General features: G+C 64.8%; 17 protein-coding genes. 7 read left to right on the top strand and 10 right to left on the bottom strand.

The genetic code is table 11. From position 1 onward, the window contains the following. Window positions 1-17: 17 nt before the first annotated feature. Both SO156_RS36190 and SO156_RS36195 read left to right on the top strand, forming a co-directional pair. Entirely contained in the window at window positions 18-845 is an 828-nt protein-coding gene (locus SO156_RS36190; protein ID WP_498538117.1) for an FAD binding domain-containing protein, read from the top strand. Next, window positions 842-3,568, top strand: a complete 2,727-nt coding sequence (locus tag SO156_RS36195) for a molybdopterin-dependent oxidoreductase (RefSeq protein WP_498538118.1) — start codon at window positions 842-844, stop codon at window positions 3,566-3,568. Before SO156_RS36190 ends, SO156_RS36195 begins: the two co-directional genes overlap by 4 nt. Here SO156_RS36195 and uraD read toward each other — a convergent pair. The 4 genes from uraD to SO156_RS36215 all read right to left on the bottom strand — a co-directional run bounded on the left by uraD (window position 3,565) and on the right by SO156_RS36215 (window position 6,177). Then, window positions 3,565-4,452 (bottom strand): 2-oxo-4-hydroxy-4-carboxy-5-ureidoimidazoline decarboxylase, encoded by an 888-nt coding sequence (uraD, locus tag SO156_RS36200; protein WP_498538119.1) that lies wholly within the window; start codon window positions 4,450-4,452, stop codon window positions 3,565-3,567. The genes SO156_RS36195 and uraD overlap by 4 nt on opposite strands. Before the next feature lie 11 nt (window positions 4,453-4,463). Continuing rightward, complete coding sequence (gene puuE, locus SO156_RS36205; RefSeq protein WP_498538120.1) at window positions 4,464-5,396, bottom strand: allantoinase PuuE; 933 nt, start codon at window positions 5,394-5,396, stop codon at window positions 4,464-4,466. Window position 5,397: 1 nt separating this feature from the next. Further along, window positions 5,398-5,811, bottom strand: a complete 414-nt coding sequence (locus tag SO156_RS36210) for a DUF3830 family protein (RefSeq protein ID WP_458149821.1) — start codon at window positions 5,809-5,811, stop codon at window positions 5,398-5,400. Window positions 5,812-5,901: 90 nt separating this feature from the next. Further along, window positions 5,902-6,177, bottom strand: coding sequence for a hypothetical protein (locus SO156_RS36215; protein WP_498538134.1), 276 nt, complete (start codon window positions 6,175-6,177; stop codon window positions 5,902-5,904). Between the two features lie 228 nt (window positions 6,178-6,405). Between SO156_RS36215 and SO156_RS36220 the strand changes: the two genes are divergently transcribed. Both SO156_RS36220 and poxB read left to right on the top strand, forming a co-directional pair. Continuing rightward, a complete protein-coding gene (locus SO156_RS36220; protein WP_498538121.1) occupies window positions 6,406-6,624 on the top strand; it encodes a hypothetical protein in 219 nt (72 codons plus the stop codon). 135 nt (window positions 6,625-6,759) lie between these two features. Further along, on the top strand, window positions 6,760-8,496 hold the full coding sequence (gene poxB / locus SO156_RS36225; protein WP_498538122.1) for a ubiquinone-dependent pyruvate dehydrogenase: 1,737 nt from the start codon (window positions 6,760-6,762) through the stop codon (window positions 8,494-8,496). 43 nt (window positions 8,497-8,539) lie between these two features. On the opposite strand, the gene SO156_RS36230 is transcribed toward poxB, so the two are convergent. Beyond that, a complete protein-coding gene (locus tag SO156_RS36230) occupies window positions 8,540-8,923 on the bottom strand; it encodes a hypothetical protein (RefSeq protein ID WP_498538123.1) in 384 nt (127 codons plus the stop codon). A 446-nt stretch (window positions 8,924-9,369) separates the two neighbouring features. Between SO156_RS36230 and SO156_RS36235 the strand changes: the two genes are divergently transcribed. After that, on the top strand, window positions 9,370-10,602 hold the full coding sequence (locus tag SO156_RS36235; protein WP_498538124.1) for an MFS transporter: 1,233 nt from the start codon (window positions 9,370-9,372) through the stop codon (window positions 10,600-10,602). 63 nt (window positions 10,603-10,665) lie between these two features. Here the strand turns inward: SO156_RS36235 and SO156_RS36240 are convergent, their stop codons facing one another. Both SO156_RS36240 and SO156_RS36245 read right to left on the bottom strand, forming a co-directional pair. After that, window positions 10,666-11,556: a hypothetical protein gene (locus tag SO156_RS36240; RefSeq protein WP_498538125.1), complete on the bottom strand. Its 891-nt coding sequence runs from the start codon at window positions 11,554-11,556 to the stop codon at window positions 10,666-10,668. 165 nt (window positions 11,557-11,721) lie between these two features. After that, window positions 11,722-13,533: a chloride channel protein gene (locus SO156_RS36245; RefSeq protein WP_498538126.1), complete on the bottom strand. Its 1,812-nt coding sequence runs from the start codon at window positions 13,531-13,533 to the stop codon at window positions 11,722-11,724. A 413-nt stretch (window positions 13,534-13,946) separates the two neighbouring features. Here SO156_RS36245 and SO156_RS36250 point away from each other — a divergent pair, with 413 nt between their 5' ends. Together SO156_RS36250 and lon are read left to right on the top strand one after the other, a co-directional pair. Further along, window positions 13,947-14,333, top strand: coding sequence for an Hsp20/alpha crystallin family protein (locus tag SO156_RS36250; protein WP_458149814.1), 387 nt, complete (start codon window positions 13,947-13,949; stop codon window positions 14,331-14,333). 8 nt (window positions 14,334-14,341) lie between these two features. Further along, a complete protein-coding gene (gene lon, locus SO156_RS36255) occupies window positions 14,342-16,726 on the top strand; it encodes an endopeptidase La (RefSeq protein ID WP_498538127.1) in 2,385 nt (794 codons plus the stop codon). Window positions 16,727-16,963: 237 nt separating this feature from the next. On the opposite strand, the gene SO156_RS36260 is transcribed toward lon, so the two are convergent. From SO156_RS36260 to SO156_RS36270, 3 genes are all read right to left on the bottom strand, one after another. Further along, entirely contained in the window at window positions 16,964-17,266 is a 303-nt protein-coding gene (locus SO156_RS36260; protein ID WP_027528369.1) for an HU family DNA-binding protein, read from the bottom strand. 280 nt (window positions 17,267-17,546) lie between these two features. Continuing rightward, window positions 17,547-18,779: an acetyl-CoA C-acetyltransferase gene (locus SO156_RS36265; protein WP_498538128.1), complete on the bottom strand. Its 1,233-nt coding sequence runs from the start codon at window positions 18,777-18,779 to the stop codon at window positions 17,547-17,549. Between the two features lie 138 nt (window positions 18,780-18,917). Next, window positions 18,918-19,559 carry a hypothetical protein gene (locus SO156_RS36270; protein ID WP_458149811.1) on the bottom strand — a complete coding sequence of 214 codons (642 nt, stop codon included), beginning with the start codon at window positions 19,557-19,559 and terminating at the stop codon, window positions 18,918-18,920. Window positions 19,560-19,995: the final 436 nt, after the last annotated feature.

The following is a 19,995-nucleotide window of genomic DNA, read 5'->3' on the forward strand; positions in this document are numbered from 1 at the left end:
AAGGCGTTGGCGTACTCATGGACTTGAATACCATCACGTCGGTGGCCCATCCGGAGAGCCGTGCCCAACTGCCCGCTTGGACGGCAGGTGATGCTTGGCTCGCGGGCGGAACCTGGCTGTTTTCGGAGCCGCAGGCCCACCTGTCCCGGTTGATCGATCTCGCTGACCTCAAATGGCCGGCACTGACCATCACGAATACCCATCTGACGATCGCGGCCACCTGCACCATCGCAGAGCTCGATGCGCTGACCAGTCCGCCCGAGTGGCTCGCCGCACCGCTGATCAGCCAATGCTGCCGCGCCTTCCTCGCCTCGTTCAAGATCTGGAAGACGGCGACGGTCGGCGGCAATCTCTGTATGTCACTGCCGGCAGGTCCGATGATCTCGCTGACCTCGGCGCTCGACGGCGTCTGCACGATCTGGAAGGCCGGCGGCGGCGAGCAGAAACTTCCCGTCCTCGATTTCGTCACCGGCAACCAGCGCAACCGCCTGATGCCGGGCGACCTGTTGCGGCAAATCGATATCCCCCTCGCGGCGCTGAAGCGTCGTTCGGCGTTCCGCCAGATCTCGCTGACGCCGGTCGGCCGCTCCGCAGCGCTGTTGATCGGCAGTCTCGATGGCGATGGTACGCTGGACCTGACGGTGACCGCATCGACCGTGCGCCCGATCCGATTGCCCTTTCCGAAGCTGCCCGATGCGAAAGCTTTGAGCGCAGCCATCGCGGTCGAGATCACCGACGGCCTCTATCATGACGACGTCCACGGCAAGCCGTTCTGGCGCAAGCACATGACGCTGCACCTTGCCGAGGAGATCCGTCGCGAATTGCTGGATAGCGCGCGCCCATGAGCTTCGAGATCAACGGCAAGCCGTTTTCGGAGAGCCCTCGCGCAGGCCAATGCCTGCGAACCTTCCTGCGCGAGCTCGGGCACTTCGGCGTCAAGAAGGGATGCGACGCCGGCGATTGCGGTGCCTGCACCGTGCTGCTCGACGGCGAGCCCGTGCACAGCTGCCTGATCCCGGCCTTCCGCGCCGAGGGCCGCGCAATCACCACCATCGAAGGACTGGGCGGCGACGACGGCCCGCATCCGATGCAGCAGGCCTTTCTCGACGCGCAAGGGTTTCAGTGCGGCTTCTGCACCGCCGGCATGATCCTGACCTGTGCGTCGCTGAACCAGGCGCAGCGCACCGAACTCGGCGCGGCGCTGAAGGGCAACATCTGCCGCTGCACCGGCTATCGCGCGATCGCGGATGCGCTCGACGGTAAGATCAATGTCGACGATGGCGTCGAGGCCGGCGGCGCGTTCGGCCGCAGCCTTCCCGTGCCCGTCGGCCCCGACATCGTGCGCGGCAAGGCGCGCTACACCTTCGACACAGCGATCGACGGCCTCTTCCACATCAAGCTCCTGCGTTCGCCGCATCCGCATGCGAAGATCGCCTCGATCGACAAGTCCGCGGCATTGAACGTTCCCGGCGTCCACACGGTGCTGACCCACGAGGACGTACCCGACCGCCTGTTCTCGACCGCGCGGCACGAAAAGGACTGGATGGACCCCGAGGATACGCGCGTCCTCGACGACGTCGTCCGTTTCGTCGGCCAAAAGGTCGCCGCCGTCGTGGCGGAGACCGAGGCCGCCGCGGAGGAAGCGTGCCGGCGCCTTGAGGTCACCTATGACGTCCTGCCCGCCGTTGTCGACCCAGAGCAGGCGATGGCGCCGGGCGCGCCTGTTATTCATCCCGACCGCACAACCGAACATCGCGTCGCAAACGCAAAGCGCAACATCGTCGCGGAGATGCATGGCGAGTTTGGCGATGTCGCAGCGGCGCTCGCGAATTCCGCCGTTACCTACGAGGGCACCTTCACGACCCAGCGCGTGCAACATGCAGCGCTGGAAACGCATGGCGGGCTTGCCTGGCTCGACCCGTCCGGCGTGCTCAACGTCCGCTCCTCCACGCAGGTGCCGTTCCTGACGCGGCGCGCGCTGTCCGACATTTTCGATCTGCCGATGGACAAGGTCCGCGTGTTCTGCGAGCGCGTTGGCGGCGGCTTTGGCGGCAAGCAGGAGATGTTCGTCGAGGACATCTTGGCGCTCGCCGTGCTGAAGACGGGGCGGCCCGTCAAGCTCGAGCTGACGCGCGAGGAGCAGTTCATCGCGACGTCGACGCGCCATCCGATGCGCGTCCATATCAAGGCCGGCGCCGATGCGGACGGCAAGCTCACGGCGCTCCAACTCGATGTGCTCTCCAACACCGGCGCCTATGGCAATCATGCCGGTCCGGTGCTAGGCCACTCGGTGGCCGAGTCGATCAGCGTCTACAATTGTCCGAACAAGAAGGTCGACGCAGTCGCGGTCTACACCAACACGGTGCCCGCAGGCGCATTTCGCGGCTATGGCCTGCCCCAGACGCTGGTAGCGGTGGAAGCGGCGATCGACGAGCTGGCAACGCAGCTCGGCGTCAGCCCATACGACATCCGCCGCCGCAACGTCGTCAGGCCCGGTGATCCCATGCTGTCGCCACCCCCGTCGGAGTATCACGACGTCGCCTATGGCTCCTACGGGCTCGACCAATGCCTCGATCTGGTCGAGCGCGCGATGCAGGCGGATGCGCCCCGGCCCGATTTGTCGCCGGACTGGCTGATTGGCGAGAGCATCGCGCTGACCATGATCGACACCGTGCCGCCGGCCGGGCACATCGCGGACGCGATGATCGCGCTCAACGACGACGGCAGCTTCGATCTCACCGTCGGCACCGCCGAGTTCGGCAACGGCACCAGCACGGTGCACCGGCAGATTGCGGCCACCGCGCTCGCGACCACTGTGGACAACATCCGCCTCAAGCAATCCGACACTGCTCATGGCGGTCACGACACCGGCGCCTATGGCAGCGCCGGCATTTTCGTTGCCGGCAAGGCGACGCATGCGGCGGCGGAGCGTCTTGCGAACATGTTGAAGGCAACCGCAGCCGAGGCGTGGCTATGCGATGCCGCGACCTGCACACTCGACGACAATTCTGTCGTCAGCGGCGTCAGGCGAATCTCCTTTGCTGATCTCGCAAGCAACGCGCAGGAGCAAGGCGAGGTGCTCGCAACGAGCGGCAATTCTCAGGGCACCCCGCGCTCGGTCGCGTTCAACGTGCAGGGTTTTCGCGTGGCCGTGAACAAGGCCACCGGCCAGTTGAAAATTCTCAAGAGCGTGCAGGCGGGAGATGCTGGCGTCGTCGCCAATCCCATGCAGTGCCGCGGCCAGGTCGAGGGCGGCGTAGCACAGGCTCTGGGGGCAGCGATGTACGAGGAGATGGTGATCGACGCGCAGGGGCGCATCATCAACGCCAAATTCCGCCACTATCACCTACCCTCCTTCGCCGACGTGCCGCACACGGAAGTGCTTTTCGCCGAGACATCAGACACGATCGGACCGATGGGCGCAAAATCGATGAGCGAAAGCCCATACAATCCCGTCTCTGCCGCGCTCGGCAATGCCATCGCGGATGCCACCGGCATTCGTTTTACGTCGACACCGTTCAAGCCGGACCGCCTGTTCCCGGCACTGCACGAAAAGTTCGGCGGCTAGCTCCCGCGATAGGTCGAATAGCTCCAGGGCGTGACCAGCAGCGGCACGTGATAGTGGCCCTCGGGCTCGCTGATCGCAAAACGCAGCGGGATTTCGTCGAGGAACGGCGGGTCCGACGTCGGCACGCCGCGCGCAGCAAAATATTTGCCAACACTGAAGCGAAGCTCGTAGCGGCCGATCGGCAAGGGACGACCACCGATCAAGGGCTGATCGGTGCGACCGTCATGGTTGGTCACCGCGCGCGCGATGATGCGGCTTTCGCCAAGGGCCGCGAGCTCGACGAGTTCGACCGCGATGCCCGGCGCGGGCTTGCCGCTGTGATTGTCGAGCACGTGGGTTGAGAGCTTGCCGTGGACCTTCAGACGATCGTCAGCAACCACGAGCTGGTCCAGTCGCAGCGCCGAGATGCGGCAGATTTCGGCGATCGAACGCTGCGTCTCGGTCGCGGCATCATTCGGCAGACGCTGCTCGAAATCGCGCAGGATCGAATCCTTGGTGTGGCGGCGCACGCACACGATATAGGGGATGCCGAACTTTGCGCGATAGGCATTGTTGATGCGTTCGAACGCCGTGTATTCGGCGTCGGACAAGCGGTCGAGCCCAACGCTGTTCTGCTCGGCATTGGAGTCCGCGGTCAATCCAGCAGCGCGCTGCGTCTTGTCGGCCAGATCGGGATGCGCCTTGATCAGCGCCAGCCGCAATTCCGGCGCAGCTCCATCGACCGCCGCCGTCATCGCTGCGAGCAATTGATGAATGCCGGCAAAGGGCCGCTGGTCCGCGGCGCGCTCGGCGATCCATGGCGAGTGCTCGAAGATATTGGCAAGCGCGGCGACGAAATCGGCCTCGCTTGCAGCGTTGAGATCGGAGAGCGAGACCTGCGACATCGCCCCCTCGCCTAGATCTCGAATGCGTCGTCGGCGAGATGGGCGAGACGGTCGTGCCAGTGCTGCGCGATCTGCAATCGCGTCGGCACCCAGACGCGCTCGTGCTTCCCGATATAGTCGAGGAAGCGCATCAGCCCTGCCGCGCGGCCGGGACGGCCGACCAGGCGGCAATGCAGGCCCACCGACATCATCTTCGGCGCGCTCTCGCCTTCGGCATAGAGCACGTCGAAGGCGTCCTTCAGATAGGTGAAGAACTGCTCGCCCTCGGCAAAGCCCTGCGCGTTGATGAAGCGCATGTCGTTGTTGTCGAGCGTATAGGGAATGACGAGCTGCTTGCGGCCCGCGCCCTTGATCCAATAGGGCAGATCGTCGGCATAGGAGTCGCAGAGATAGAGGAAGCCGCCCTCCTCCATCAGCAGCCTGTTGGTATTGATCGAGGAGCGGCCGGTGTACCAGCCGAGCGGCCGAGCGCCGGTCGCTTCGCTATGCACGCGGATGGCCTCGGTGATCTCGGCGCGTTCCTGCGCCTCGGTCATGTCCTTGTGCTCGATCCATTTCAGGCTGTGGCTGGCGATGTCCCAGCCCGCCTCCTGCATCGCGGCGACGATTTCGGGATTGCGTTTCAGCGCCGTGGCAACGCCGAACACGGTGGTCGGCCATTTGCGTATCGTGAACATCCGCCACAGCCGCCAGAAGCCGGCGCGCGAGCCATACTCGAACATCGATTCGATGTTGGCATGGCGCTGGCCGGGCCAGGGCTGCGCGCCCAGCACGTCGGACAAGAACGCTTCCGACGCGCGGTCGCCGTGCAAAATGTTGTTCTCGCCGCCCTCCTCGAAATTGACGACGAACTGCACCGCGACCCGGGCCCCGTCCGGCCAATGCGGATGCGGCGGGTTGCGGCCGTAGCCGCGCAGATCACGGGGATAGCGGGGCTCGGACAAGTCAGGCTTCCTCGAAGCGGATCGGCAGGGCGCCCTTCCACAGCACGCTCTTGCCCAGCGTCGCCAGATTCTCCAGACCCGACGTCAGCGTGATGAAGTGGTTGCCGGCGAGCTGACCCATCTTGCTCGCGAAGTGCACGCCGCCATAGGCGAGCAGGATCTCGGTCTCGCTGATGCCGCCGGGATAGAGGATGATCTGGCCCGGCGCGGGATAGCTGGTGTGGTTCTCGTAGCCGACGCCGAAATCGAGGTCGCCGAGCGGCATCCAGACGCCCTCGCCGCTCCAGCGCACATGGATGATGTGGCTTTCGAACGGCATGGCCTTGCGGAAAGCAGCGACGGTCTTCGGCGCCAGTTGCTCCTCGAAGCGGGCATCGAAGGTGAAATCGCCGGCGCGGATAACGAGTTTGCTCATCTCATCTCTCTAGGGTTGGAGGGCTTCGGCCCTCCAAGGGGAACTTTCAAGCAAAGAGCATTCCAGCAGGACCTATGCAAGGGCCCCGCGCTACCTGCGGTCATACGACCAGCCGAAAATGCCGCTTCGCCGAGTCTCGGGCTCCGGCTCAGCGGCGGGTAGGGGCCCCTCCTTCAGTTCCGCTTGCGGCGGCGGCGGCGCCGGAAGGTTTTCGCATTTCATGGAATAGACCAGCTTGCCGTCCGCGGTACGCCCGATCGGCACGCAAGGGTCGGGATGCCCCACCGTCGCGGCTTTCGGTGTCGGCTTGACCTGCGCTGCGGCGGGCGAGGCCACCAGCACCAAGACCAGCAAATATTTCCACATCGTTGTGGCTCGATCCATCAGCTCGTCCCATTCAAGCGGATCGCGGGCGGCGAGTCCATCAGGACCACGGGCGGCATTGCCGATTATTTAGCCGCGACCAAAATTTCGGCTCGCCGCTTCGTGATCGCCGAAACCGTGATATTCGGCAAGACGCATCGCCATCTCCGATAAGCGGCAACACCAGCACAAGACATTTCTCTCGCTCGGCGTCAGACAAGGGAGACCATGATGCGAACAACAACGCTGACCCTGCTCGCCACGACGCTGCTCGCGGCCCTCACGATCCAGACGGCCTCGGCAAGCCAGCGCCACCACGCCCGCAAGGCCCCCGCCCCCGCTACCCAGTCCTTCCGCGACTCCAACGCTGCCGCCTGGCCGACCGAGCCACGCGAGATCGACTGGTGGCGCTACTCGACCGGTGCGCTCTCGGCGCCCGCAGGGCGGTGATTGCTCGCTCGCGCGACCATACTGTTAGATCGGTCATCCTGCGGAGCGGGCCATGGGGTGTAACATGCCACATGGGGAGCTTCGACGGATAAACGGCCGTTGGCCCGACAACACCAGCGATACGGAGAGAACGTGATGGCGATCAACAACGTGGCCGACCTCTTCGTGGCAACGCTCGAGCAGGCGGGTGTCAAGCGGATCTATGGTATCGTCGGTGACAGCCTCAACGGCCTCACGGAAGCGCTGCGCCGCCGTGGCACCATCGAGTGGGTGCATGTGCGGCACGAGGAAGTCGCAGCGTTTGCCGCGGCCGGCGAGGCCGAGATGACGGGCAGCCTTGCAGTATGTGCGGGGTCCTGCGGACCGGGCAATCTGCATCTCGTCAATGGTTTGTTCGATGCTCATCGCAGCCGCGTTCCGGTACTCGCGATCGCAGCCCAGATTCCCTCGGCCGAGATCGGCGGCGGCTATTTTCAGGAGACCCATCCGCAAAATCTGTTCCAGGAGTGCAGCCATTATTGCGAGCTGATCTCGGATCCAAGCCAACTGCCTTACGTGCTGGAAAATGCCATCCGCGCGGCGGTCGGATTGCGCGGAGTTGCGGTCGTGGCCATACCTGGCGACGTCGCGTTTCGCGCGCCACCCAAACGTGCTCTGGCGACCGCCCGGGGCCTGGCGCTGTCCATACCGAAGATCGTCCCCGAGACCAGCGAACTGGAGGCGCTGGCGTCTCTCTTGAACGGCAGGGAGCGCGTCACGCTGTTCTGCGGCCGGGGATGCGCCGGCGCTCACGCACCGCTGATGCGGATGGCCGAGACCTTGAAGAGCCCCATCGTACACGCCCTCGGCGGCAAGGAGCATGTCGAACACGAAAATCCCTATGATGTTGGCATGACCGGCTTCATCGGCTTCTCGTCCGGTTATGCAGCGATGCATGCCTGCGACGTCCTCCTGATGCTGGGCACTGATTTCCCCTACAAGCAGTTCTTCCCGACCGACTGCCAGATCGCGCAAATCGACATCAGGCCGGAAAATCTCGGCCGGCGCTGTAAGCTCGATCTCGGCGTAATCGGCGATGTCAGGCTGACCATCGAGGCGCTGCTGCCGCTGTTGAAGGTCAAGACCGAACGACGGCACCTCGACAATGCGATTGCGCACTACAAGAAGGCGCGCGAAGGCCTCGACGCGCTCGCGGAGGGCACCCCGGGCCGCAAGCCGATCCATCCGCAATATCTCGCGAAGCTGATCAGCGATCACGCTGCCGACGATGCGGTGTTCACCGCGGATGTCGGCACACCGACCGTCTGGGCGGCGCGCTATCTGCAGATGAACGGACGCCGCCGGCTGATCGGATCATTCGTGCACGGTTCCATGGCCAATGCCATGCCACAGGCGATCGGCGCGCAGGCGGCACAGCCAGGACGTCAGATCATTTCGCTCTCGGGCGACGGCGGTTTCACCATGCTGATGGGCGACCTGATCACGCTCACCCAGATGAAGCTGCCAGTGAAGGTCGTCGTCTTCAACAATGGAGTGCTCGGTTTCGTCGCGCTCGAGATGAAGGCTGCAGGCTTCGTCGACACCAACGTCGATCTGAAGAACCCTGACTTTGCGGCCATGGCGCGCGCAATGGGCATCATGGGTCGTCGCGTCGAGGACCCAGGCGAACTCCCGGGCGCGATACAGGAGATCCTGACGCATGACGGGCCAGCACTCCTGGATGTGGTCACCGCCAAGCAGGAGCTCTCGATGCCGCCAACGATCACCCCGGAGCAGATCAGGGGCTTCAGTCTCTGGGTCCTGCGTGCCGTCATGAATGGCCGCGGCGACGAAGTCGTCGATCTCGCCAAGACAAACCTGCTGCCCCGCTAGAGACGCGCTTGTCCGCGCGAACTCTGTTGGCAAGCCCTCGTGATCAGTACGGCTGATAGTAGCGCGGACCACCATAATAAGGACCGCCGCCGTAATAGCCCGGGCCGTAATGCGGACCCGGACCGTAGTAATAGTTGTTCTCGTAGTAATCCTGCCGGCGCTGCTCGGCGATCGCGCCGGCGATCAGGCCAGTCGCCGCGCCCATGACGGCGAGGCCCGCAGCACTCGGTCCGCGACGGTAATAGCGGCGCCGTGCGGCGCTGAAGTCAGTCGCAGCGGCGGATGCCGGGGCCACTGTGGCAGCCTTCGCGAGCGTGCGTGTAGCCGCAGCCGAGGGCACCGCCGACGCCGCGACGAGGGCAAGGCCAGCGAGCGTAGCCAGCAGGACGCTCCTGCTTTTCAAGGACATCATGGCCTGATCCGTCATCTGAGCCTTCCTCCGTTCGCTATCAAGAACCAAGTTAAGCAAACGATATATAACCCACAACCCAGCGATGTGGTTTCCCGATCGCGGCAATCCGCCGCGCCGATTTGAACGATCGTAAAGCTGCCTGGCAAATCCGGCTTGATCGACTTCAGCGGAGCCGTTATGAAACCGGCGCGCTGTTCTTCGGCGCCGTAAGCGTTTCACGTGAACCAACGCATCAACCGACGCGGTCGGGATCGATGCAATTTTCGGGGTTCGACGTGACCGGCGCGTCCTTTTCCCAAAGAGATCAGATGTTGCGGTTCGCAACCTGCCGGCGCGCTATGCGCCTGTTGCTGGTAGTCCTGCCACTGGTCCGCCGGATCGCTGCCTTCGTGGTCTCTAACCGGCGGGGATGGCAGCAGCGCCCGCCGTCCCTGCCCTACCTCGCATGAAATTTGGATCAAATGACTTCAGACCAAACGGCTTCTGCCGCAAATCGGGCCGACACGCTGACGCGGCATCGGCCGCTGCTGCTCTATGTCGGCTGCAGCACGCTCTCGGAATTCGCTCACAACGTCGCCACCGTTGCCGTGGGTTGGCAGATCTATGAACTCACCGGCAGCGCCTTCTATCTCGGCATGGCGGGTCTCGTGCAGTTCATTCCGAGCGCCATTCTCGTCTTCATCGCGGGGCACGCGGCCGATCGCTACGACCGCCGCCGCATCGTTCAACTTTGCCAGCTCATCCAAGCCTTGGCTGCAGCCTGGCTCGGCGTCCGCACGTTCGCGGGAGCGGTGACGGCGCCGGAGATCTTCGCGGTCCTTGCCATCCTCGGATTCGCCGGCGCGTTCGAAAGTCCGGCCGCCTCCGCGCTGCTGCCGGGCGTCGCACCGGACGGCATGCTCCAGCGCGCGACCGCCATGGCGACCGGCACACGGCAGTTCGCTACGATCACGGGTCCCGCGCTCGGAGGGATCGCCTATGCGCTTGCACCTGGCGCGCCCTACGGCATCATGGCGCTATGCTCACTCCTCGCAATGGTGCTCGTCGCTGCGATCGAGCTCGAACGTCCCGCCGAATCTGAGCCGCCGAACCTCGCCGAATTGTTCGCGGGCCTTGAGTTCGTGCGCAGCAATCCCGCTATCCTCGGTACGATCTCGCTCGATCTGTTCGCCGTGCTGCTCGGCGGCGCGACCGCACTGTTGCCGATCTATGCCAAGGACATCTTGCATGCCGGCCCGTGGGCGCTCGGCGTGATGCGGGCAGCGCCGGCCGTTGGCGCACTTCTGATGACGGCGGTGATCGCGCGCCATCCAATCGCGCGTCGTGCGGGCCTGCGGATGTTCCAGGCGGTGATCGCGTTCGGGCTTGCCACCATCGTCTTCGCTCTGTCGCAGACCGTGTGGCTGTCGATCGCTGCACTGATGGCCATGGGTGCGGCCGACACGATCAGCGTCATCGTCCGAGTCGCGCTGGTGCAGCTCGCCACACCCGATGCAATGCGCGGCCGCGTCGGCGCCGTCAATTTCCTCTTCATCAACGCCTCGAACCAGCTCGGCGAATTCGAGAGCGGCATGGTCGCCGCCCTGCTCGGCGCAATGCCTGCAGCGCTGCTCGGCGGCATCGGCACCATCGCAGTGGCGCTGTCGTGGATGAAGCTGTTCCCAATCCTGCGCCAGGTCGACCGACTGGAGTGAGATTTACCCCTCGATCCCCACGGACGGCGTCCGCGGGCCGAGATCAAGAGCCGCACCGACAAGCTATTGTTGTGCGGACTCCAGTTGCACCGGAGCTGGCCGTCGCACCGCCGCATGCGGCGCGGGACCCGCCTGCGCCGGCTTGGGTGACGATGCTGCCGCCGGGCGCGGCGGAGGCACGGCGGCAGCGGCCGTCTTCGGGCGCGTGTTGGGATCGGAGGTCTGATGAACAGGCTTTCCCGCCGTCTGGTCAGGGGCATTGACCGACGTCTTGATATCGGGCGTTTTCATAACAAGGCGCGCCATTTGCTCCTGGCTCGCTTTCAACTCGTCGGCAACCCTGAGGTTGTCGAGCGACATCTGCTGCTGGTTCGCCTTCAATTGCTCCTGGCTTGCCTTGAGCTGCTCGATGCCTTGCTGCACGTTGGCGAGATCGCTCGCCATCTTCTCGAGCAATTCCGTCACCTGCGGAGGAAGCACGGTCGCGGTCGGCGCGACCGCCTCCGGGACGGTCTGCGAGGGGGGGTCCGGTTGCGGCGATGCGGGCGATGCCTGGGCCAGCTGAACAGGCGCCAGGCCGGGCTGCGCGGCAAGCACCGGCTCTGCTTGCGAAGGTGAGGGCAGCGCAGCATGCAGCGGTGCCCAGCCTGCGATCATCTGCCTGATCCCATCACCGTGGGATGATTGCGAGACCAGGGCCGCGGTGCCAATCCCCGCTGCCAGCGCCAAGCCAACGAAGCCGCGGAGCGCTGGCCGGCCGCGCGGCGGGCGGCTGCGCGCTTCATCACGCTCCTGTCGCTCCTCGCGCTCCAGCCTGGAAAGCTGCTCGCTGGCGCGCGCAATTTCTTCATCCACGCTTCTGATCTTCTCGTAGGTGTGCGTGAGCTCTTGGTCCATTCGCGCGGACAGCACAAAATGTGGCTCGACTTGTGTCGGATCTGACACGGAATTCATTGGCGCTCCTACCCCAGCCCAATGTCGCCCCGAAGAGCGTTCGTCGCATTTCCGCTTGGCTCATCATCGCCAATGCGGTTTGTCCAAAGCAAGACCCCATCATGGAAAGTGTGAGGCCGGGTGGCGGCGAGCGCCGCGGCACCCCTCCTCCAATACCGCTGAGTGCTACGACAACGAGCCCAACACTCCGCGGGTGGCCTTGTCGATCTCCTCGACATAGCGGCGACGGGCGAAGGTCTCGGTGAGGAAGCCTATCACCTTGCGGCTGTCGGCGGATTCGACCACCGCCAGCATCTCCGCCTCGGCCTCGTCGAACACCGCCATCGCGCTTTTTACGTTCATCTCCGGAATCAGCACGATGTCGGTGTAGCGGGCGAGCTCGATCACCTGGATGTCGTCGGCGATGGTGTCGAGGTCGCTGGAGAACAGGTCGGGCAGCATGACGAGGCCGACATATTCGTCGGCGTTGTTGACGACGACGATGCCCGGCCGCGAGCCCAGCGCGAATTCGCGTCTTGTGGCGGCGATCGTCGTCGAGGACGGCACCTTGCCGACGTCGCTCCGCATCATCCGCTCGACCGTGAGGTTGCGCAGCCAGCCGACGTCGTTGGCGCTGCGGATGGTCTCGCCGCGCAAATGCAGGCGCCAGGTCGAGAAGGAATGGCCGAACATGAAGCGCACGCAGATCGAGGTGACGATGCAGCCCGCCAGCACCACGGCGGTGACGTCGACATTGCGCGTCATCTCCAGCACCAGGAACGACATCGTCAGGGGACCGCCGACGATGGCGACCCCGAGCGTCGCCATGCCCGTGAGCATCGCAACCAGCGGATCGATCGCGAAGCTGGGGCTGATCAGCAGCAGCAAGGCAGCGAAGAATTTTCCGATCAGGCTGCCGACAAACAGCGAGGCGAAGAACAGGCCGCCGCGGAAGCCAGATGCCAGCGAAATCAGGCACGCCGTCAGCTTGAGCGCAATGATCAGCGCGATCAGGCCGATCGTCATGTCGTGAAAAAGATCGAGCACCATCGCGCCGTGGCCGGCCGCCAGCACCTGCGGGGTGGTGATCGCGAAGGAGCCGACGATGAGGCCACCGATCACCGGGCGCAGCCAGACCGGTAGCCAGGCGAACAGACGCTCGAACGTCGAGGACGAGCGCATCACGGCGATGCCCACGCCGCCGGTGACGAGCGCGAGCCCGATCAGCGCCAGATATTGCTCGATGCCGACCGTGCTCACCTTCGGTATCTCGATGGAGTACGGCGCGCCGCCGAGCCACTGCGCGGTCAACGCGCCGGCGAGTGAGGCAGCCAGGATCGGCGCGGCGCTGCCGACGGCATAGACGCCGACGATCAGCTCGCAGGCATAGAACGCGCCGGTGATCGGAGCGCCGAAGGCGGCTGCGATCGCGGCCGCGGCGCCGCAGCCGACGATCAGGCGGAGATCGTTGCGCCGGAGGTTGAAGAACTGGCCGAGCAGCGAGGCGATGCCGGAGCCGATCTGGGTGTAGCCGGCCTCGAGGCCGACGGAGGCGCCGCAGCCGTTGGAGATCAGCGTCTGGCTCGAGACCACCACGCTGTCGCGCAGGGACAGATTGCCGCCACGCAGCGCGTTGGCCTCGATCGGGTCGACAGCGCTGGAGATCTTCAGCCGCCGCCGCGACCACTCCATCATCCCGAGCGCCAGGCCGCCAACGGCGGGCGCGCTCAGCGCCGCCCACGGGCTGACATAGGCGTTCGCCGACAGCCGCACGTCGACGGGAATGCCGAAGATCAGGACGTGCGCAATCTGCGCGATCTCGGCCATCAGCGTCACGACGCCGCCGGTGGCGATGCCGATCAGAAGCGCGAGCGGGATCAGGTAGAATTCATTGCTGCGCAGCAGGGCGCGGATGCGGACCAGCATCCGGTTCGACGCTTTGTTCGATCCCTTGTGCGATCTCTTGCGATCGACGATGTGCCTGATCCGCGCGAACACCGGCGAGGCTCTTCTACTCTGCGGCCGTGCCGTCGCCGGCCATGCGCTGGTTTGTCATCGGGATCGGCATCCTGGCGACGCGCGCGTTCCGCGCCCTCACCGACCCGAGTTACGTCAAAGCCATGAGGCTGCGCAAGAGAAAGCGGACGGCTTTGCGGAGGGTGATATGTCCGCCCCGGGCGCCGCGCGAAAATTACAAGAAAATCAATATATTGATCCCACGACAGATCGGCGCGGACCGCGGCCGCGCTGCTCAGCACGAACTGCGCCGAATGGACCGCAAGCAGGATGCTGAGCCGGCGGGACTAAGAGGAACGATTGCGAAGCGGAGGGGGCGACCGCTACCCGGCAGACGCGCTGGATTTTTGCAGGGGGCGCACCATATGCAGCCTTTCCATCCCAGAGCCCGCGCCATGCAACCCAAAAATCCCCTCGACTGGATGCTTTCCGAAGCCCTGGAGCAGCTCAATCGCGGCGAGCGGCTGCGCCAGCAGTTCGGCCGCCAGGAGTCTTGTTGGGAGCCACCTATCGACGTGCTGGAGACCGACCGGGAGCTCCTGATCCTCGTTGCCCTACCCGGCGTCGATCCCGACAATGTCGAAACGGTGATCCATGACGGGGTGCTCATCATCTCGGGCCGGCGCACGCTGCCGCCGGAGCTGCGCAACGCGCGCATCCACCGGCTCGAGTTGCCGCAGGGGCGTTTCGAGCGCCGTATTGCACTGCCAGTTGGACGCTATGCGATCAGTCGTTTCGTGATGGACGGCTGCGTCGCGCTACGCCTCGCCAAATCCGCCTGAGGTCGACCATGGCCAACGAACAACAGATCGAGACCACCCTGACCACCGAAGCCGCAAAAATCCCGGACGACGCACTGGTCGTCATCCCCGTCCGCAACATGGTGCTGTTTCCGGGCGTGATCGCGCCGATCGCGATCGGGCGGCCGAAATCGATCGCCGCCGCGCAGCAGGCGCTGCGCGAGCAGCGGCCGATCGGCATCGTGCTCCAGCGCAACCCCGACATCGACGACCCCGCGCCGGACGACCTCTACCGGATCGCGACCATCGCCAACATCGTTCGCTACATCACCGCGCCCGACGAAACCCATCACATCGTCTGTCAGGGCGTGCAGCGCGCACGCATCCTCGACTTCCTGCCGGGGACGCCGTTCCCGGCTGCGCGCATCCAGCAAATTCCGGAGCCGACCACGACGTCACCGGAGATCGAGGCGCGCTTCCTCAACCTGCAGCGCCAGGCGATCGAGGCGATCCAGCTTCTGCCGCAGGTGCCGCCCGAGTTGGTGGCGATGTTCCAGGGTACGACCGCGCCCGGCGCGCTGGCTGATCTCGCCACCGCCTATATGGACATCAAGCCGCAGGACAAGCAGGAGATCCTGGAGACTGTCGATCTCTCCGTCCGCATGGACAAGGTGTCGAAGCGGCTCGCCGAGCGGCTGGAGGTCTTGCGCATATCCAACGAAATCGGCCAGCAAACCAAGGCGGCCTTCGACGAGCGCCAGCGCGAGGCGATCCTGCGCGAGCAGATGGCGACCATCCAGCGGCAGCTCGGCGAAGGAGATGGCAAGGCGGCCGAGGTCGCCGAGCTGACCGAGGCGATCGCGAAAGCAAAAATGCCGCCGGAGGCAGAAGCCCATGCGAAGAAGGAGCTGCGCCGCTATGAGCGCATGCCGGAGGCCGCCGGCGAAGCCGGCATGGTCCGCACCTATCTGGACTGGTTGATCGAACTGCCCTGGGCGCTGCCCGAGGAGAAGCCGATCGACATCGCGGAGGCGCGCCGCATCCTCGATGCGGACCACTATGGCCTGGAGAAGATCAAGAGCCGCATCATTGAATATCTCGCGGTGCGCAAGCTCGCGCCGCAGGGCAAGGCGCCGATCCTGTGCTTCGTCGGCCCGCCGGGCGTCGGCAAGACCTCGCTCGGCCAGTCCATCGCGCGCGCGATGGATCGCCCCTTCGTGCGCGTCAGCCTGGGCGGCGTGCATGACGAGGCCGAGATCCGCGGCCACCGCCGCACCTATATCGGCGCGCTTCCCGGCAACATCATCCAGGGCATCAAGAAGGCAGGCAGCCGGAACTGCGTGATGATGCTGGACGAGATCGACAAGATGGGCCGCGGCGTGCAGGGCGATCCGTCGGCCGCGATGCTGGAGGTGCTCGATCCGGAGCAGAACGGCACGTTCCGGGACAACTATCTCGGTGTGCCCTTCGACCTCTCGCGGGTGGTCTTCATCGCCACCGCCAACATGCTGGACTCGATCCCGGGACCGCTGCTGGACCGCATGGAGCTCATCAGCCTTGCCGGCTACACCGAGGACGAGAAGCTCGAGATCGCCACGCGCTATCTGGTGCGGCGTCAGCTCGAGGCCAATGGCCTGACGACAGAACAGGCCGAGATCGAGCCGGAGGCGTTGAAGCTGATCGTCAAGGGCTACACACGCGAGGCCGGCGTGCGCTGGCTGGAGCGCGAGATCGGAAAGGTGTTCCGGCATGCGGCGGTGCAGATTGCCGAGGGCACTGCGACCAAGGTCGCGGTCACGCCGAAGGACATCGCGCCCGTGCTCGGCCAGCCGCGCTTCGAGGGCGAGATTGCGCTACGCACCAGCGTGCCGGGCGTTGCCACCGGGCTTGCCTGGACGCCGGTCGGCGGCGACATCCTGTTCATCGAGGCGACGCGCGTGCCCGGCAGGGGCAGCCTGATCCTGACGGGCCAGCTCGGCGACGTCATGCGCGAGAGCGTGCAGGCCGCACTGACGCTCGTGAAGAGCCGCGCGACCCAGCTCGGCATCGATCCGGCGCTGTTCGAGAAGAGCGACATCCACGTTCACGTCCCGGCAGGCGCCACCCCGAAGGACGGCCCGAGCGCAGGCGTTGCAATGTTCACGGCGCTGACCTCGCTCCTGACCAACCGCACCGTGCGCAACGACACCGCCATGACCGGCGAGATCTCCTTGCGCGGCCTGGTGCTCCCGGTCGGCGGCATCAAGGAGAAGGTGGTGGCGGCCGCAGCCGCAGGTCTGAAGCGGGTGATGCTGCCGGCGCGCAACAAGCGGGATTTCGACGACATCCCGAAGAGCGCGCGCGAGAGCCTCGAATTCATCTGGCTCGAACGGGTCGACGAGGCGGTCGCCGAAGCGCTTGACCCGGCCAAGGCGCAGGTCGAGGCAGCCGAGTGAGAACGGTGATGACGATGGTGTTGAAAAGGACGAAGACGAAGCGGACGGTGCAGCGGTTGCGGCAATGGCTCGATCGCGCGATCGGCCGGCTCCGGGAGCAGATCCCTGCGCCGCGCGGTCAGCTTCGGCCCGTTAGGGTCAAAGCCAGATACCGCAGGGGCTGACCCCTCCGCCTCGCCCCTGCGGCACCTCAAACAAAAGGCCCCCTCTTGTGGAGGGGGCCTTTGCTTTTAGCCGTTAGGCCACGGCGTCCTTGGCGGCCTTCACGGGCCGTGCGCGAACGATCTTCCGGGCCGGCTTGGCCTTGAACATCATCTCTTCACCCGTGAACGGGTTGGTGCCCTTGCGCGCCTTGGTCGCGGGCTTCTTGATGACCACGAACTTGGCGAAGCCCGGCACCAGGAAGAGGCCGTTCTTCTTGAGCTCCTTGTGGCCGACGTCCGTCAAGGTCTCCATGACGTTCTTGACGTCGCGCTTGGAAAGCTCGGTGGCAGTCGCGATCTTTTCGATCAGCTGCGATTTGGACAGTTGGGTTGGCATCGTGTCTCCTCTGATTCGTTGCCGGTTGCATATTAGACCAACCGTTGAAGGCCTATAGCCTTCTGTACAGTTTTGTCGCGAAATTACGGGCTTTTTTGTCCCGCTGTGACAAAAAACCCTGCTTTTTAGCCACTTCCAGAGCGGGTGGTAGCCAAAACAGCGCTTTTTACCTTATTTCAAAGGCCCGCGACGCCCTTGCTAAAGCTGATTCCATGCTCTCGACAAGCGACGAGCGCCGCCTTTGTGCAAGGAGGAGCGCAATTCACTCTATAAAATAAGGCTAAACCCGCTCGATGATCACCGCCGGCGCCATTCCGCCGGCTGCGCACATGGTGACGAGACCGCGCTGCAGGTCGCGCCGCTCGAGCTCGTCGAGGATGGTGCCGATCAGGATCGAGCCGGTGGCGCCGATCGGGTGGCCGAGCGCAATCGAGCCGCCGTTGACGTTGACCCTGGCGCGGTCGAGCCTGAGGTCGCGGATGTATTTTTCCGCAACCACCGCAAAGGCCTCGTTGATCTCGAACAGATCGATGTCGTCGATGCCAAGCCCGGCCTTGGCCAGCACCTTGCGGGTCGCCGGCACCGGCGCGTTCAGCATCAGGGTCGGCGAGTCCCCCATATTCGCCATTGCGACCACGCGGGCGCGAGGCTTCAGCCCGTGCGCCCTGGCATAGGCCGGCGAAGCCAGCAGGATCGCGGCGGCGCCATCGACGACACCAGACGAATTGCCGGCGTGATGCACGAAGTCGATTCTGAGGTCGGGATATTGTTGCAGGATCAGGCCGCGATACGTCGTCCCCTTGTCGTCGAGCGCATAGTCGGCGATCGCAGGGAATGCCGGCTTGAGGCTGCTAAGTCCCTCCATCGTGGTCTGTGGCCGCGGATACTCCTCGTGATCGAGCGCGAGGCTGCCGTCCTCGCGATAGACCGGCACCAGGCTCTTCTTGAAGTGGCCATTGGCCATCGCATGCGCCGCGCGCTTTTGGCTCTCCAGCCCGAGCGCATCGACATCCCTTCGTGTGATACCCTCCATGGTCGCGATCGCATCCGCACAGACGCCCTGATGCGACTGCGGATGCTTTGCGCGCAGGCGCAGATTGCCGGAATCCATCATCATGGGACCGGCGCCGCGCCGTCCCTCCATCGACATCATCTCGCAGCCGCCGGCGATGACGAGGTCTTCCGCACCGGCCATGATCGAAGCCGCGGCCATATTGACACTGGTGATGCCGGAGCCGCAGAAGCGGTCGAGCGTCACCGCGCTGGCGCGCACGTCATAGCCGGCATCGAGCGCCGACATCCGCCCGAGGTCTCCGCTTTGCGTTGCGACCTGCGCGCTACAGCCCCAGACGATGTCGTCGACATCTGCGGTGTCGATGCCGGTGCGATCGGCGAGCGCACGCAGCACGGTCGCACCCAGTTGCTGCGGATGGATGCCGGACAGCGCCCCCTTGCCGGCCTTGCCGACGCCGCGCGGGGTGCGGCAGGCATCGATGATCAGCGCGTCGGTCACGGGCGTTGTCCTTTGTTATCAGTGTTGAGGACGGTTTTGAATCAGGGGCAGAACGGAGTCAATGCGCGCTGGCGGACGCCCTCGCTGCAAAAAGCCGAAAACAACCCCATGCAAAGTAGAACCGCGGGTGCCGATCGGCTAACGATGGACATGCGGCCGCCTGGGCTCGTCGACCGGAGATGCCACATCGGCAACTTCGACGCGTGGCGCCGGCGCCCCTGTGCCGGGCTCCGGAAAATTCAGGACGACGCTCTGCTGATCCCGCGCGAACGTCGCCGCGCGGCCCTGCACCGCCTGCAACGTCCAGCCCTGATGTTCTTCGCCTATTCTCAAACGCAAGCCAGACTTTGAGATCTGGTCGACGAAAATGCCAAGGCTCCGGTCGCCGCCAGTGACGGTGCCCACCAGCGATAGCTGCAGAGGACGCTCCTCTTGCGCCGGCTTCGGCAGCGACGGCGGCTTCGCGACGGCGATCTCAGGCACAGCGGCTGGTGGCGGCCGTCGGGAGGACGAAAACACCGGACGCTCGCGCGTCACGCTGAGACTCTCGAGCGAGACCTCCCACAGCGGATTGCCGCGTCGCGCGCGGCCGCCCGGCTGCTGGGCAGGCGCGCTCGGCACCCAAACGGAAACTGCGGTGGAATCCCCGAACGGCGTTGCGGCCAAATCACCGGCGCCGCGCGCTGCTTCTTCACTGAAATTGTCCGCAGCCAGCGCCGCATTCGGAGCAAGCACGCAGAGCGTCGAGACCAGGAACAGGCACCAGGTCGGTTTCAGCATCGTTGTCCGCCCCGCCATACAGCGCACCCGTGCCGGTATCACCGAGCTGAAACCATTCGCAAATTCTGGCGACCGCGACCCAAGCCAAGCATCGTCAGGTTCCAGCCGATCGGTTGGCCCAACGCCGTTCCGGTGATTGATCGCGGGCCGGCGTTATTGCATGCGACGTGACCTTGATCAAGCAGATCGACCAATCCGACATCGCACGCAAGCATCGACGTCTCTCGCGCAAAGTACACGACGCCGTCGGACGTTGCTTGCGAAGTCTTTCGTCTTCGTCTCCAGCACAGCACTGATCGTCGTCACCTGCCAGATGAGAATTCGGTCGACTGCGATCGCGCGTGTCATCGTCGTGTAAACAACCTGTCAGAGAGCGGGTGATACAAAACACGCGCGTCGATACGACGCAGCGACCGTCATTTTTCCGTCATCCTCA

The organism is Bradyrhizobium sp. UFLA05-125 (genome assembly GCF_059803515.1).

What these genes read in the sequence shown, in the direction of transcription:
- SO156_RS36190 (WP_498538117.1), top strand. Translation starts at nt 18, where the DNA reads ATGGACTTGAATACCATCACGTCGGTGGCCCATCCGGAGAGCCGTGCC.
- SO156_RS36195 (WP_498538118.1), top strand. Translation starts at nt 842, where the DNA reads ATGAGCTTCGAGATCAACGGCAAGCCGTTTTCGGAGAGCCCTCGCGCA.
- uraD (WP_498538119.1), bottom strand. Translation starts at nt 4,452, where the DNA reads ATGTCGCAGGTCTCGCTCTCCGATCTCAACGCTGCAAGCGAGGCCGAT.
- SO156_RS36210 (WP_458149821.1), bottom strand. Translation starts at nt 5,811, where the DNA reads ATGAGCAAACTCGTTATCCGCGCCGGCGATTTCACCTTCGATGCCCGC.
- SO156_RS36215 (WP_498538134.1), bottom strand. Translation starts at nt 6,177, where the DNA reads ATGTGGAAATATTTGCTGGTCTTGGTGCTGGTGGCCTCGCCCGCCGCA.
- SO156_RS36220 (WP_498538121.1), top strand. Translation starts at nt 6,406, where the DNA reads ATGCGAACAACAACGCTGACCCTGCTCGCCACGACGCTGCTCGCGGCC.
- poxB (WP_498538122.1), top strand. Translation starts at nt 6,760, where the DNA reads ATGGCGATCAACAACGTGGCCGACCTCTTCGTGGCAACGCTCGAGCAG.
- SO156_RS36230 (WP_498538123.1), bottom strand. Translation starts at nt 8,923, where the DNA reads ATGACGGATCAGGCCATGATGTCCTTGAAAAGCAGGAGCGTCCTGCTG.
- SO156_RS36235 (WP_498538124.1), top strand. Translation starts at nt 9,370, where the DNA reads ATGACTTCAGACCAAACGGCTTCTGCCGCAAATCGGGCCGACACGCTG.
- SO156_RS36240 (WP_498538125.1), bottom strand. Translation starts at nt 11,556, where the DNA reads ATGAATTCCGTGTCAGATCCGACACAAGTCGAGCCACATTTTGTGCTG.
- SO156_RS36250 (WP_458149814.1), top strand. Translation starts at nt 13,947, where the DNA reads ATGCAACCCAAAAATCCCCTCGACTGGATGCTTTCCGAAGCCCTGGAG.
- lon (WP_498538127.1), top strand. Translation starts at nt 14,342, where the DNA reads ATGGCCAACGAACAACAGATCGAGACCACCCTGACCACCGAAGCCGCA.
- SO156_RS36260 (WP_027528369.1), bottom strand. Translation starts at nt 17,266, where the DNA reads ATGCCAACCCAACTGTCCAAATCGCAGCTGATCGAAAAGATCGCGACT.
- SO156_RS36270 (WP_458149811.1), bottom strand. Translation starts at nt 19,559, where the DNA reads ATGCTGAAACCGACCTGGTGCCTGTTCCTGGTCTCGACGCTCTGCGTG.